14 protein-coding genes and 1 pseudogene are annotated in these 13,029 nt (G+C 56.2%); 9 read left to right on the plus strand and 6 right to left on the minus strand.

What is annotated here, in order from left to right; all coding sequences use genetic code 11:
- The 6 genes and pseudogenes from PY650_RS32025 to PY650_RS32045 form a co-directional block, all read right to left on the minus strand.
- Nucleotides 1-92 (minus strand): MerR family DNA-binding transcriptional regulator (locus tag PY650_RS32025; RefSeq protein WP_285878933.1); only part of this gene is annotated, 92 nt, incomplete at its 3' end.
- A 121-nt stretch (nt 93-213) separates the two neighbouring features.
- Nucleotides 214-468, minus strand: coding sequence for a 30S ribosomal protein S21 (rpsU, locus tag PY650_RS32030; protein ID WP_285883933.1), 255 nt, complete (start codon nt 466-468; stop codon nt 214-216).
- 42 nt (nt 469-510) lie between these two features.
- Entirely contained in the window at nt 511-663 is a 153-nt protein-coding gene (locus tag PY650_RS32035; protein WP_285884002.1) for a hypothetical protein, read from the minus strand.
- A gap of 617 nt (nt 664-1,280) precedes the next feature.
- Nucleotides 1,281-1,466, minus strand: a complete 186-nt coding sequence (locus PY650_RS37225) for a hypothetical protein (RefSeq protein ID WP_349644536.1) — start codon at nt 1,464-1,466, stop codon at nt 1,281-1,283.
- 132 nt (nt 1,467-1,598) lie between these two features.
- Nucleotides 1,599-2,216 (minus strand): annotated as a pseudogene (locus tag PY650_RS32040) (sigma factor-like helix-turn-helix DNA-binding protein); the annotation flags it as partial.
- Nucleotides 2,217-2,289: 73 nt separating this feature from the next.
- Entirely contained in the window at nt 2,290-3,036 is a 747-nt protein-coding gene (locus PY650_RS32045; RefSeq protein WP_285883935.1) for an SDR family NAD(P)-dependent oxidoreductase, read from the minus strand.
- Nucleotides 3,037-3,402: 366 nt separating this feature from the next.
- On the opposite strand from PY650_RS32045, the gene otnK reads away from it, so the two are divergent.
- From otnK to PY650_RS32090, 9 genes are all read left to right on the plus strand, one after another.
- A complete protein-coding gene (otnK, locus tag PY650_RS32050; protein ID WP_285883937.1) occupies nt 3,403-4,692 on the plus strand; it encodes a 3-oxo-tetronate kinase in 1,290 nt (429 codons plus the stop codon).
- A complete protein-coding gene (otnC, locus tag PY650_RS32055; RefSeq protein ID WP_285883939.1) occupies nt 4,689-5,327 on the plus strand; it encodes a 3-oxo-tetronate 4-phosphate decarboxylase in 639 nt (212 codons plus the stop codon). The genes otnK and otnC overlap by 4 nt, the downstream gene beginning before the upstream one ends.
- A 279-nt stretch (nt 5,328-5,606) precedes the next feature.
- The gene (locus PY650_RS32060) at nt 5,607-5,813 is read left to right on the plus strand and encodes a KTSC domain-containing protein (RefSeq protein ID WP_285883941.1); all 207 of its coding nucleotides are present in this window, start codon (nt 5,607-5,609) and stop codon (nt 5,811-5,813) included.
- 444 nt (nt 5,814-6,257) lie between these two features.
- A complete protein-coding gene (locus PY650_RS32065) occupies nt 6,258-7,928 on the plus strand; it encodes a putative bifunctional diguanylate cyclase/phosphodiesterase (RefSeq protein WP_285883943.1) in 1,671 nt (556 codons plus the stop codon).
- Nucleotides 7,929-8,005: 77 nt separating this feature from the next.
- Nucleotides 8,006-8,524 carry a ubiquinone biosynthesis methyltransferase UbiE gene (locus PY650_RS32070; protein ID WP_285883945.1) on the plus strand — a complete coding sequence of 173 codons (519 nt, stop codon included), beginning with the start codon at nt 8,006-8,008 and terminating at the stop codon, nt 8,522-8,524.
- Nucleotides 8,521-9,699 carry a class I SAM-dependent methyltransferase gene (locus PY650_RS32075; RefSeq protein WP_285883947.1) on the plus strand — a complete coding sequence of 393 codons (1,179 nt, stop codon included), beginning with the start codon at nt 8,521-8,523 and terminating at the stop codon, nt 9,697-9,699. Before PY650_RS32070 ends, PY650_RS32075 begins: the two co-directional genes overlap by 4 nt.
- Complete coding sequence (locus tag PY650_RS32080) at nt 9,696-12,056, plus strand: SpoIIE family protein phosphatase (protein ID WP_285883949.1); 2,361 nt, start codon at nt 9,696-9,698, stop codon at nt 12,054-12,056. Before PY650_RS32075 ends, PY650_RS32080 begins: the two co-directional genes overlap by 4 nt.
- A 4-nt stretch (nt 12,057-12,060) precedes the next feature.
- Nucleotides 12,061-12,627 carry a slr1658 superfamily regulator gene (locus PY650_RS32085; RefSeq protein WP_285883951.1) on the plus strand — a complete coding sequence of 189 codons (567 nt, stop codon included), beginning with the start codon at nt 12,061-12,063 and terminating at the stop codon, nt 12,625-12,627.
- Between the two features lie 8 nt (nt 12,628-12,635).
- The gene (locus PY650_RS32090; RefSeq protein ID WP_285883953.1) at nt 12,636-12,974 is read left to right on the plus strand and encodes a slr1659 superfamily regulator; all 339 of its coding nucleotides are present in this window, start codon (nt 12,636-12,638) and stop codon (nt 12,972-12,974) included.
- The last annotated feature ends 55 nt before the right edge of the window (nt 12,975-13,029 follow it).

Below are 13,029 nucleotides of genomic sequence, written 5' to 3' on the forward strand. Positions count from 1 at the left end.
ACCAGACGGCCTTCAGCTTCCCATCGGCGCAATGTCGTGATCGACACGCCCAAAACTTCCGCCGCTTCGCCTATGCTCACAAATCTCTCCATTTTGGATCGATATACATAGATTCACTAAGATTGCAAGCGAAATGTTCCAACCCTTCCTTTCACGGTGGGGGGCCGCATTGATAGGCGGCTCCGGCGGTGTTTGTCTATCGTGCCGATGATCTTAGTTTAGTTTCCGTCCGCGTTTGTGGACGGAAACTAGTTTAGGAGCGGCGAGAAGGCCCTCTCGCTGCATCTTCTTTCGGGCAGCTTTGCGAGATCTGCTGACTGCCTGCGCTTTTTCCCGAATGCGGCGTTCTGAGGGCTTCTCGTAGGCTCGCCGCTGCTTCAGCTCCCGAAACAGACCTTCGCGCTGCATCTTTCTTTTCAGTGCCCTGATTGCCTGCTCGACATTATTGTCTCTCACTAGCACTTGCATTCTGTTCTCCCTTTTTGTCGTGGTTGGTAAAATGGTTGCCGGTCAGCCGAGTTGTTCAGCGATCAAGTCCTGCAGTTCTCGGCGTGTGAGAAGGCAGGGATAGGGCTTCCAGTTCTTGTCAGGCCGGTTTGCGGCCTCATCGCGCTCGCGCGGCTGCACCGCCGCGGGCGCGGCAGCGATCATTGGTTTGTTCAATAGAAATCCTCTGCCGGCTATCCAGCCGGCCTAAACGATAAGGAGTAGTGGGAGTGCCCATCACGCAAATAGGCTGTGGGCACCAGAGCCGCTCGCAATGCTCTCGCTATACGTCCAGCGAGGCACTTGCTTCGACGCGATTAATTTCGCGCAAGCCTCGCAGCCCTCACGACATTAGATGGGTAGTGGGCTAAGCCGTTGCAAGATGGAGGCGCCTTACCCCGTCTCGCTCTTCCGCCTGTTCATAGTGCTCCGCTCGATCGTACCTACGGCCTCATCCACTCCAACTCCTTTTGGAGGCGATTGCGCTCGGCGACATGCATTAGTTGCAGTTCCTCAAAGGTGGACAGGAGCCGGCGGGCTTGCGAGGTGTCGTGTTGGCCTTGCGCGAGTTCGAAGATGATCTGCTTTTGCCGAATGATATGTCTGCGGCCTTGAGCCACATGCTGCTTTGCTAATCTCAGGTGTTGTTCTACCAGTTGCCTATCCATGCACCATTATACACCTCGGACAATGTTCGTGCATCCGGTTCTCTCGGGCGCAAAGCCGGACACACGCGAAAGTGCCAGAACCGATCTTTGAATTCGGATCACGTATCGCTGGCAGCTCGCACAAAATTATCGCCACCGCGGTTGTTTCGGCGGAGCGTTGGCATGTAGCTCGTGAAGCGGCGCATGCCGACCCAAGAGCTTGACTAGCTTCTTGGTTTCGGCGGCGTCAACACCGTGTTTCTTGCAATGCTTTTCGACGTCCAGCTCGCGCGGGCCTGGCCGTTTGACCTGTCGATTTTCGATATTCTTCATCGGACATTCCTCCTGATGCAGGAACGCAGCCACGATGGTTATAGTTCATAAGTTATTTCTAAACAAAATTCAGCCACCCGGTGGGTGATGCATCGTCCAGTCCCCGTGCAGTGACGTCTCGCCGCCGAATAGTTAGGCTGTCGGCAGGCCGAAGGCCGAAAACAATTTGGAACCAAGTGGCGGCACATAGACCGTCAGAGAGGCAATTCCACCTTCAGCAGGCTCGATCACATGCAGGGAATGGGCTTGCCACTTTCGGTCACGATGGCCGCGCGCATAGACCGCGACCGCCGGCTGGGCGTTGGCTCCGATCGCCACCGCGCGAAAGCCGCCGAAATTGGCCCAGACAGTTTCGAAGAAACCGCGGATCGCCTCGCGTCCCTGATACCATTCCCGCCAGGGCGGCATGTGATAGCTGGCGTCTTCCCGCAAAAGTTCGATGAAGCCGTCGAGATTGGCGGCCTGCCAGGCTCGCATGTAGCGCTCGAGTAGCAGGCCTTCTTCGGGGCCCGGTTGGCATCGACACTCAGGACGTCCCTGAGGATATCGCGCTGCCAGCGTTGCGCGGGCCCGCTGCAGCGCGCTGTTGATCGAACCGGTCGACCCGCCCAGCAATTGCGCCGTCTCGGCGGCCGACCAACCCAGGACGTCCGAAAGCAGCAGGGAGGCTCGCTGCCTGGGCGGCAGAACGTGGATGGCAGCGACGAAGGCGAGCTGAACGGCCTCGCGGGTCTCATAGCGTGCTTCCGGACCAGCGTGCCGGCTCGCGAGCCTCTGTCATCAGGATTTCCTCTTTCTGGCTCCGGTTTGCATTACGCGCGCCTCAGGCGGCCGGTACAAGGCCGCGCCCACTGACGGCAAAGGAACCGACTTGCGATTTTCCGGTGACGAGTTTGACCACTGCCCTTCCAACATCGGCCGGTGTTTGCATGTCGGTCATGCCCGCGATGAAGTCCGCGGGCTTAATGCCGGAATAGGCCGCAAAGCCATCAACGCCGGCCTTGCCGACGCCTGTGTCGGGCATGATGCGCATCGGCGCGAGATCCATGAAATGCAAGCCAAGCTCAAGCCGATCCGATTCCTTTTGACAGTAACCTGCCAGGAACATATGCATGCGTTTTGCGCCGGCATAGCCGCCGCAAAACGGTGGCCCTCCGCTCAAGGCGGCGCCACTGGAGATCAAGACAATCCGGGTTCCTGGCTGGAGCGGCCCCCGCAGGGCAGCCCCGCAAAACAGGAACGATGCCTTGATGTCCGTTTCCCAGTTTGAGGAGAACTCCTCCCAGCTTAGTTCATGCACGGGCGCAGCCGGAGGGATAGCGCCTGCGCAGATCACCAGTACATCCGGCTTCAGCGCGGCAAAGACTTCTTCAGGCGCGGAGTCCACGGTTGCATCGACCGCGAGCGTCTTCACGCCCGGGGCCTCCCGGGCAAATTGCGCCAGCGCCGGTTCCCCGCGCGCCACCGCCAACACCGTCGCTCCCTCACTGAGGGCCGCTTCTGCGATCGAGCGGCCGACACCCCGGCTCGCTCCCACGACGACAATATTCTGACCTTGCAACGATCCCATGGATCACCTCTCTGTCTGGGCCGCCGGACCATCCAGGCGCGCCCATTGATTAGGACAGCTCGAGCAGGCGGAAATCGTCGGTGCAAGGTCTGAAATTTTTTCAGGTGTTGGCTGGCCTAATGGGCACGAGCGAGCACAGGCGCTGCGTCAGGCCTGGGGATGCCCTGACGGAAATCCTCGGCGGTCGCGATTGAAGTACCGGACACCTTAAAATACCTGCGACTTTCCTTGACGGTGATATGTTTTCCACAAAGGTCGCCCCGCTGGACATCAATTTGCTGCCTTAGCCCCTCAACAGCGGTGACAAGCCGGGCTATCTTGCCGTCGCGCGGGCGCGCGGCGCGTGGAACTATCGGAGGAATTTTAATGCTCCTGGGTGTGATTGCCGACGACTTCACCGGCGCGAGCGATATAGCAAACACCATTGCCAAAGGGTACGGCGCAGTCGCAGGGCTTTCGACGACCCAGTTCTTGGGCATTCCTGACAAGCCCGCACCGGCCGATTGTGAAGCCGGGGTCGTGGCCTTGAAAACGCGCTCGATACCCGCCGCGGAGGCCGTCGCGCAATCCCTGCGGGCCTTGTCATGGCTCCAGGAGCAGGGGTGCCGGCAGATCGTGTTCAAATACTGCTCCACCTTTGATTCAACCCCGGAAGGCAATATCGGCCCGGTGGGGGAGGCGTTGGCATCCGCTCTTGGTGCGAAAGGCGTCATCGTTTGCCCGGCGTTTCCAGGTGCGGGTCGAACGCTTTATCAAGGAAATCTCTTTGTGGGCGACGTCCCGCTCAACGAGTCCAGCCTGCGCACCCACCCGTTGAATCCAATGACGGACAGTAACCTGCGACGGTGGTTGCGGCTTCAATGCCTGGAGCCGGTTGGCTTTGTTCCCTGGCGCGTCGTGCGCAACGGCGCAAACGCTATTCGCAACGCACTCGACGAGGCCTCCCGTCAAGGCGAGGTGCTTGTCGTTGTTGATGCGATCTCGGACGAAGACCTTCTGGAGATTGGCGAGGCGGCTGCGGGAATGCCTCTGCTGACCGGCGGTTCGGGCATCGCTCTTGGGCTTGCAAAGAACTTCACCGCCGACAGGTTGGCACGGCCGGTAGGCGTCGGTTTCGAAGGCGTTGCAGGACCGGAGGCAATTCTTGCCGGCAGTTGTTCGCAGGCGACGCTGCAGCAGATCGCGCACCACGCCCAGCACCATCCGGTGATGGCGATTGCGGTGGAACGGGTGATGGACGGCGCTCTCGATGCCGGTGCGGTCACTGATTTCGTACTGGCGCATATTGGGGAAGCGCCACTCGTCTATTCCTCCGACACGCCGCAAAAGGTCGCAACCCTGCAGGAGCGCTATGGCCGGGAGACTGTTGCCGAACATCTGGACAATTTGTTTGCGGCAGTTGCCCGAAAGCTTGTCAGTCGGGGCATCAGACGTCTGGTTGTGGCCGGCGGCGAGACATCGGGCGCCGTCGTCTCGGCGCTGGATTTGGATGCCTTGACGATCGGACCGGAGATTGCGCCGGGCGTACCCGTATTGACCAATAGGGCACCGTTGGCCCTGGCGTTGAAATCCGGCAATTTCGGACAGCCGGATTTTTTTGAACGCGCTCTTGCCCTTATGGAGGGCAAGCTGCCGGAACAAGGGAGGCTGGGGTGACGGAGGTAAAAATTCGAGAGGAATTGGTGCTGCTCTCGAAATCGCTGTTTGAACGCGGTTATTCGGTCGGATCGGCCGGCAATATCAGCGTTGCCGTCGAGGATGGGATCCTGATCACCCCCACGAATTCCTGCCTCGGATTTCTCGATCCGGCCAGGATTTCGAAACTGGATCGCAACGGTGTCCATATCTCCGGCGACAAGCCGTCGAAAGAGATCTTCCTGCATCGGGCCTTCTACGAGACACGTGCTGGGACCGGTGCGGTCGTGCATCTTCATTCGACCTATGCTACGGCTTTGTCATGCCTCCCCGACGTCGATCCCGACAATTGCATCGAGCCGATCACGCCTTATGTGGTCATGCGCGTTGGCCAAGTGAAGCTTCTCCGCTATCTGAGGCCGGGGGATCCTGCGCTCGGCGACCTGATCCGGGCGCTGAAGGGGGAGGTTGCCGCCGTTCTTCTCGCCAATCATGGTCCGGTGGTCACGGGGCCTGATCTCAGAGGCGCAGTCTTTGCTGCCGAGGAGCTGGAAGAAACCGCAAAACTCATCATGATGGTGCGCCAGCTGCCGCATAACACCTTGAGTGTTGCTCAAATTGAGGAGCTGCTCGCAACATTCGCAAAAGACAGATAACGCTCGTGTGCTCTCGCGGGCTGGCCTCCTGTTGGCACGCCTCCTCAAGTGCGACGATGGGTTCAGTTTCGATCAGTGACCTGCTGCCGACCCGCCATCGGTTCGGCGCCAGTTGCCACACTGCCGAGTGACTGAGGCGGCCTATTTCCATCAAATGTCAGAGGATTAACGGCCTAGAATCGCTCCATTTTTCTAGTGAATCGCTACCCATTTTTAACTAGGTCACTTCATTCGATATTGTAGTTTTGATGGCACAACCACCTCAAAAGCGAGGTGACCATGAAAGAGCTCAAAGTTTCGTCGCGGATTATCAAATCCGTCTTTTTCCATCCTGACGACGGCCGTCTTTATATTCGCTTCAAGAACGGCGAAGAACGTCTCTTTGCGGGTGTTCCGGAAGAGGCAGCTTTGGCGATGGTCGAGTCTGCCTCACCGGGCCAGCACTATATTGAATATATTCGTACCCGCTTCGAGCGCGTAGCTTAAGGCATTCGATGTTGGGTGATCGCTACAGATGTAGCCCTTCACCCCGAAGGCGCGTTTGCGAAACAGCACGCTCTGTTTCCCCGCACGAAGGCGGAAGCGTGTCAATCGAAGCGAATACGCAACCAAGGCCTGTTTTGCGCGCATTTCGCAAACAGGGGTCGAACGTTTGACAGCGCTAATTTCATTAGCATAATGTAAATGAGAATTTGCATATTCGGGTCGACGCGGCGTTGGTCGCGAGGGGGATTGCGGTTCGAAATCGCGCAAGTGCAGCAGCCCAAGTTCGTAATTTAGTAAATTATTTATGCATTATATTCGAAATATCAGTTTGATGCATGCTGTGCGGGCAAGCATCTGGGGTATCGATCCGTTAAGTCCTGAGACGAGAGGAAATTGAAAGCGATTACGAAGCCGGAAAGTTCCTAGGATGAGGCGGAGACCGGAATGGCAGCCAGTAGCGTTTTCAAGTCTGACATGCCTCTGCCGGCAAGTAGTGCCCATGAAGTGCTTTTTTCGTTTTATGACAGCGATTTCAATCTCATAATGTCGTCCGAGAGGTTCAGGACTTTCTACGGCGACGATAAGACCTCTCATGCCACCCTATTTGGAATATACCCGGAGCTGCAGGATCCGGGTATGAATTTATTCGCGGAACAGACGAGCAATATTGGATGGCCGCGGAATCTGCAGGTCCAAAGAGCTGGCGAGGCATTATCAGATCTCATTCTATTTCGACCGACCAATGGATTTGCGGTTATTGAAACGCGGAACTTGCTTGGGCGGGATCCGTCGCCCGAAGAAGCTGATCGAGCGCTGCTGCTGCATGAAGCCAATCATGATGCTTTGACCGATCTGCCGAACCGGCGACAGTTCGGTGCACGACTGCGGGATGCCTTATCAGATGGCAAAACGGCCATCGCGCTGATGCAGTTGGATCTCGACGAGTTCAAGTCGATCAACGACACTCTCGGCCATGCCGCAGGCGATATCGTCTTGCAGCAAACCGCCGAACGTATCCGCAACGTTCTGGGACCGGATGAAACGGCCTACCGGTTGGCCGGTGATGAGTTTGCCATCATTCAGCTCCGGAATGATCAGCCGGCAGAGGCGGAGCGGTTGGCGGATTCGCTAGTAAGCGCTTTTAAAAAGCCATTCGTGGTGAATGGCATCGCAGTGTTTTCAGGCGCAAGTATCGGCGTAGCGCTTGCTCCTCGCGATGGCAATGAGGAGGACCAGCTGATGCGCGCCGCCGATATCGCTCTTTATGCTGCAAAAAGTGAGGGAAGGGGACGCGCACGAACATTTGAGCCGGCCATGATGATGGTTTTGGAACAGAGGGAGTTGCTACGACGGAGCCTGCGTGTCGCGCTTCAGCATGGCGAATTTTTTATCGAATATCAGCCGTTGGTGGACTCTTCGGGTTCTGTCACTGGCTTCGAGGCCTTGTTGCGATGGCAGCATCCGATCATGGGTAACATCCCACCCTCGGCGTTCATACCAGTAGCAGAGGCCGATGGAATGATGCCGGAAATCGGTCAGTGGGTGTTGGAGGAAGCCTGCCGGCAGGCGATGACTTGGCCGTCACACTGTACGGTCGCGGTCAATCTCTCGCCTGCAGAATTCTTGACTGGGGGCTTTACCGACCGAGTATCGCAGACGCTTGATGCGATCGGATTTCCGGCTGAACGCCTTGAGCTCGAAATCACCGAAGGTGTTTTGCTCGAGCGCACGATCAATAATCTCGATACGTTGAATACCCTCAATGTCCTCGGTATTCAGATCTCGCTTGATGACTTTGGCACCGAATATTCTTCTCTGAGCTATTTGAAGAATTTCCCGTTCGACTCCATCAAGATCGACAAGTATTTCATAAAAGACCTGACGAGCGACCCCAAGAGCCAGACCATCGTCCGCTTTGTCGTTGCGCTGGCCCATGGGCTGGGAATGAAGGTCACCGCCGAAGGCGTGGAAGATCAGGCTCAAGTCACTTGGCTGATTGCTGCCGGTTGCGATCGTTTGCAGGGATATTTCCTTGGCGAGCCTCTGCCTGCATCTTCGGTCCAAGAGTTTCTCCGGCGCAATGATAAAGCGGGGTGGCACAGTCACGAAAAATAAACAGTGGGAACTCGAGGGGTCAGTCACGCTGGTTCCTCGGACGGTCGCGAATATTTGACAATTCAGGGGGATCGGCATTGAGCGAGAAGAGCACAGACCGCACCGATTTACCATTTCATCCGATGCTGGAGCTGGAAATGGAAATGGAGATATTCATGTCGGATTGGCTCCATTGCAATCAGATGTCGAATTACGTTGCACGCATGGTGAGTCATGATCGAAGCGATCCTGTCCGGCACGCCAATCTCCTTTCATCTGCGCTGAACGAGCTTTTTGAGATCTCTTTCCGCTCGGGAAGCACTCCCGGGCGACTTCACTGCGATATTTCCCGAGGGGATCACTTGGAGAGGATCGCCTTGACCTTTCCATGTGCCCCTGAGCAACAGCACCTGTACCGTCATGCATCTGCCAAGGCTTTGGGAGGCAGTGCTTTGGAAAGATATCTCGACGCGCTCACCAACGAAAACGCCGTTCAGGAGGACATTATTCTGCTTGGTTTGGCGATCAACTATGATGCATCGCTATCGCTCCAGAATGTGGATGGCCGGGCTCTTACGGTGATTTTGGACATTCCAGTGGAGGGATTACTGAATTGAGTTCACACGAATCCGTTCCACTGTTTTCGGCTCAGTTCGACCTGAACAGTCAGGAGTTTTCGCTCTCTGGCATCCTGCGGCCGCTGTCTTCTGTCGAAATCGCCGAGACGACTGCCCTGCTCGAAAAGAGCATCAATCAAGTCCGGGGCGTGCTCTACATCAATGTTAAGCGTCTCATTCATATGAATGCGACGGCATACCACGCCTTGGCGCGCCTATTGGTCAACGCCAGCCGCGCACGGCGAGATCTTCGTTTCGTCGTCGTGACATCCAGTGTCGTTGGCTGGGCGACCAGGACATTCCATCATCTAAGTGCTATCGAACCGAAAATCGCCGTCGAAGCATATGACGCCGATTTTTATCCAGGACAGACTTTCGTTGAAGACCAGAGTTTCATTCCTATCCTGCGGACCCAAACGAAAATGACCTGGCGCCATGAACGCGATATTTTGCCGCGTCATGGCATGCGGGCTGGCATTGCGATGGCGGACATTTGCTGCGGGATCGGTGATTTTGCCGTATTGGTCCACAAGGAGTTCAAGCCGGCAAGAATAGTGGCGCTCGATCATTCGGCCGGCAGTCTCGAATATGCACGCAAGGTCGCTGCCGATTTCGATATCCGCGATATTGAATACACCTACGGCGACGCATCTGAGATGCTGCTCGAAGACAATCAATTTGACCTGGTGACTTGTCGCCACTCGCTGCAAATCTTCAATCGACCCGATATTCTGCTCAGGGAACTCTACCGCATCTGCAAGCCCGGAGGGCGGGTCTACATAACCAACGAAAAGAATTCCCACTGTCTTGGTGAGCCACGGGCCGCAAGCATACAATGGACCTATAACGAGGTGGCGACGCTGTTTAGCCATTTCGACATGGATGTCGAAATGGGGCCCAAAAGCCGCCGGCTCCTACGGGATGCGGGCTTCGAGGCCATCGAGATTGAAAGCTTCATGGTCAGCAACCTCGACGGCGATCCGCAGGATTTCGCAGATGTCATCGCCGCCTGGGAGAACGTCTATGCCGGCGAGATGTCTGTTCGCCGAGGTGACACGCCGGAGTTCATAAAGCGTTTCCGCCAGGGCTTCCAAGATCACATCTTCGCGGCTCTTCATCCGAAGGGTTATGCCGGCTGGCCCATATGGGCAGCCTCCGGGCGGAAGCCGCTATGAACAGGAAAATCGGTCGATTTGTCATTCCCAGTATCTGGTCGTTTCGAGCCAAATTTGTCCTCGTCGTCGGAGGTGCCGTCCTTTTTGATCTTCTCGTCAGCGGTGGATTGGCGCTGTGGAACGTGCAGCGATTGTCCCGCGACGCCACATCCGAAGTCGGCCAAGGTCTTGAACGGGCGAGCCAGGACTATATCCAATCCTATGCGGATTCGACGGCTGCCCGCGTCGGGCTGCTTCTCAATCAGGTGCACTCGGACGTCAAAACACTCGCGGGCGTTCTGCAGGCGCAGATAGATCACCCAAACCGAAATGATGCGATCGGCGAGGCGCTCGCGCGCTCCGAACCTGGCGCCGTCAAGCTTACCTACGATCCAAAAGGTCATTGGGCTCAGAATCTTCCGGGTTCGACCTCGGTGATCAGCGTTTGGGGCTATTTGCTCGACCAAAATCATCAGCCGCTGCCCGATGTGGAAAAGGACATCGAGACCAGCACCGTTGTCGATCTCGTTGCGCCGAACTTGCTGAAGAACGGCTATTCCAAGCTGCAAATGTATTATATCGGGCCCAAAGAACGGCCGATCTTCAGAACGGTGCCATACACCGCTCAGGCGCAGACCTTTGACCGCCTGTATCCGGGGCACAACGAGGCCAATTTCTGGGATTTTTTCTTTCCGGGCCTATACGAATCCTGGCAACAGTGGGCTCGTCAGCCGGCCACGCGCCCCGTCGCGGACGATATCACGCAGACCGCGCCTTATACCGACGCCATTACCGGCAAGCTCATCGTCAGTTTCTTCAATCCCCTTTGGTCCCCCGACCGCCGGGACGTCGCCGGCATCGCGGGAGCTGACATCACGCTGGATCAACTGGCCGGCATCGTCGAGAGCGTGAAGGTTGCCGATACCGGCTTCGGCTTCTTGACCATGTCGAATGGCAATGTGGTCGCCATCAACCATGCCGGCGAAAAGATCATTGGCCTGCGCTCCTCAAACGATACCGGCGACAAGGGGGTGACCGGACTTGATCGTTCGTTCCACAACAGCACGCAGAAGGCGCTGGCGACGCTCCCTTTGGATCGTGATGGCGTGATTCAGCATATTTCGCTGGACGAGCAGGGCGAGAAGATCCCATACCTCGTTGTCGTCAAACAGATAGCACCCACCAACCTTTGGGTTTCCGGGCCGGTTCAAAAGGAAGCGATGTCGCTCGGTATCGTCGTGCCGGAGCGGGAAATCTATGCCTCTCTTTTTTCTGCGCAGGAAGAAATATCGCGTGCGACAAACCGCATTCTTCTCTATCAGATCCTTGCGATCTCCATATCGCTGATGATTGTCACCGCGGCGGTGTTCGCGGTTTCCAAGCGCATCACAAGCGGCATCAGTGCGCTGGCGAGTGCCGCGCGGCGTATTCAGGCAAAAGACTATTCGGTTAGGGTCGATATCGCGTCGCGCGACGAGGTCGGCGAGGCCGGCGTTGCATTCAATCGCATGGCGGAGGACATAAGCTTCCATACCGAAAACCTCGAAATGCTGGTGGACGAACGAACAAAGGAAATTGCCGAGGCGAAAGAGGAAATCTCGGTACTGAATACGCAATTGAAGAGCGAGAACATTCGCCTTGGCGCCGAACTGGCCGTCGCGCAACGGATACAGCTCATGGTCTTGCCGCGCCAAAACGAACTGGCGGCCATCGAACAGCTGGAGATTGCCGCCTTTATGCGCCCCGCCGACGAGGTCGGCGGCGACTATTATGATATCCTGCAGGATGGAAAGAGGCTGAAGATCGGAATAGGGGACGTTACCGGTCACGGCCTTGAAAGCGGCGTACTCATGCTGATGGTTCAGTCCGTGGCGCGTGCATTGCAGGAGGCGGGAGAGACCGATCCGGCGAAATTCCTGAATGATCTCAACCGCACGATCTACAAGAATATCGAACGAACGAAAACCGACAAACACTTGACCCTTGCCTTTCTCGATTATGACGGGGAGCGGCTGACGCTTTCTGGTCAACACGAGGATCTGATTGTGGTGAGGCAGGGCGGAGAGGTCGAGCGCATCGAAACCGCCGACCTCGGGCTTCCCGTGGGGCTCGATTCAGATATTTCCCAGTTTGTCGATACGAGGGATGTCACGTTTGGAAGCGGCGACATGATCGTTCTGCATACGGACGGGGTTACTGAAGCCGAAAACAGGCAAGGTGAGCTGTATGGGATTGAACGGCTCTGTAAATCGGCCCGCGATCTCTATGGAGGCAGTGCTCAAGATGTGATGAACGGCATTCTAGAGAATCTCATGACTTATATTGGGTCGCAGAAGATTCACGATGACATAACTCTGGTTGTAATGAGACATAGGTGATAACATGGCAGTCGTCGTGTTTGGGCTGGCAGATCTTGTAACAAGCAGTGCTGGTAGTGCCACTTTTCTTCGATTGCTTGACGGACCGCTCGATCTGAGTTGGTCGCATTGTTCGATGACATCCGATTTTATCGCTGAAATAACGGCTTTGCGTTACAGGCGCTCACGTCAGGTCTACCATCAGGTGCGCCATGACATTGGCTACGTGGCCAATGAACTCATCGAAAATGCCGTGAAGTTTCGTGTGTCTGGGGAGATTGATATTTCGGCTTCCATCGACGGAGAACGGTTTCGGATGAAGGTTTCGAATTTTATCGACAACGAAAATGCAACACGTTTTCAGCATCTGCTTGCGCACATAACCGCCGATGATCCCGCGGAGCTGCTCATTCGGCAAATTGAGAAGAACGCCGCGCTGACGTTCGGCACGGAGTCCGGTCTTGGTTTGCTGACGCTGATGAGTGACTATGACGCTGAATTGGCGTGGGTTTTTGACGCGAACCGGCCGAGCGGTCGAACGCATCTTGAGACCTATGCTTCCCTACCAGTTCCTTCCGTTCAAAATGGCTGAGTTTGACCATGGAAATCAGAGGAGAGGCATTTCGCGTTTGGACTGAAGGATACGTTGTGTTCTTCGACGGTTCCATGCGTTTGTCGGGATCGGATGCCTACGCTCCGATCTATCAATTGGCGATGGATCTGCTCGACAAAAACCCTGAGCGCCTGACGCTCGATCTCACGGGACTCCAGTTTCTGAACTCGTCGGGTATAAACCTGCTTGCGAAACTGACGATAGAGGCCCGTAAACGCGCGCACGTGAACATGACGGTGCGTGGTTCCAAAGAGATTTCGTGGCAACAAAAATCCCTGCCGAATTTGAAGAAACTTTATCGCGACCTCGACCTCCGGCTCAGCTAAACTTGCAATGATTGTGGCATTCGGGATTGCGGCATTTGGCTCTGATTTTGGAGAG

This window comes from Martinezella calliandrae, from assembly GCF_030272695.1.
In the GTDB taxonomy this organism is placed as follows: domain Bacteria; phylum Pseudomonadota; class Alphaproteobacteria; order Rhizobiales; family Rhizobiaceae; genus Rhizobium; species Rhizobium calliandrae.

Excerpts from the sequence above, each read along its gene's own strand:
- rpsU (WP_285883933.1), bottom strand. The coding sequence starts at position 468 with ATGCAAGTGCTAGTGAGAGACAATAATGTCGAGCAGGCAATCAGGGCA.
- PY650_RS37225 (WP_349644536.1), bottom strand. The coding sequence starts at position 1,466 with ATGAAGAATATCGAAAATCGACAGGTCAAACGGCCAGGCCCGCGCGAG.
- PY650_RS32045 (WP_285883935.1), bottom strand. The coding sequence starts at position 3,036 with ATGGGATCGTTGCAAGGTCAGAATATTGTCGTCGTGGGAGCGAGCCGG.
- otnK (WP_285883937.1), top strand. The coding sequence starts at position 3,403 with ATGCTCCTGGGTGTGATTGCCGACGACTTCACCGGCGCGAGCGATATA.
- PY650_RS32060 (WP_285883941.1), top strand. The coding sequence starts at position 5,607 with ATGAAAGAGCTCAAAGTTTCGTCGCGGATTATCAAATCCGTCTTTTTC.
- PY650_RS32065 (WP_285883943.1), top strand. The coding sequence starts at position 6,258 with ATGGCAGCCAGTAGCGTTTTCAAGTCTGACATGCCTCTGCCGGCAAGT.
- PY650_RS32080 (WP_285883949.1), top strand. The coding sequence starts at position 9,696 with ATGAACAGGAAAATCGGTCGATTTGTCATTCCCAGTATCTGGTCGTTT.
- PY650_RS32085 (WP_285883951.1), top strand. The coding sequence starts at position 12,061 with ATGGCAGTCGTCGTGTTTGGGCTGGCAGATCTTGTAACAAGCAGTGCT.
- PY650_RS32090 (WP_285883953.1), top strand. The coding sequence starts at position 12,636 with ATGGAAATCAGAGGAGAGGCATTTCGCGTTTGGACTGAAGGATACGTT.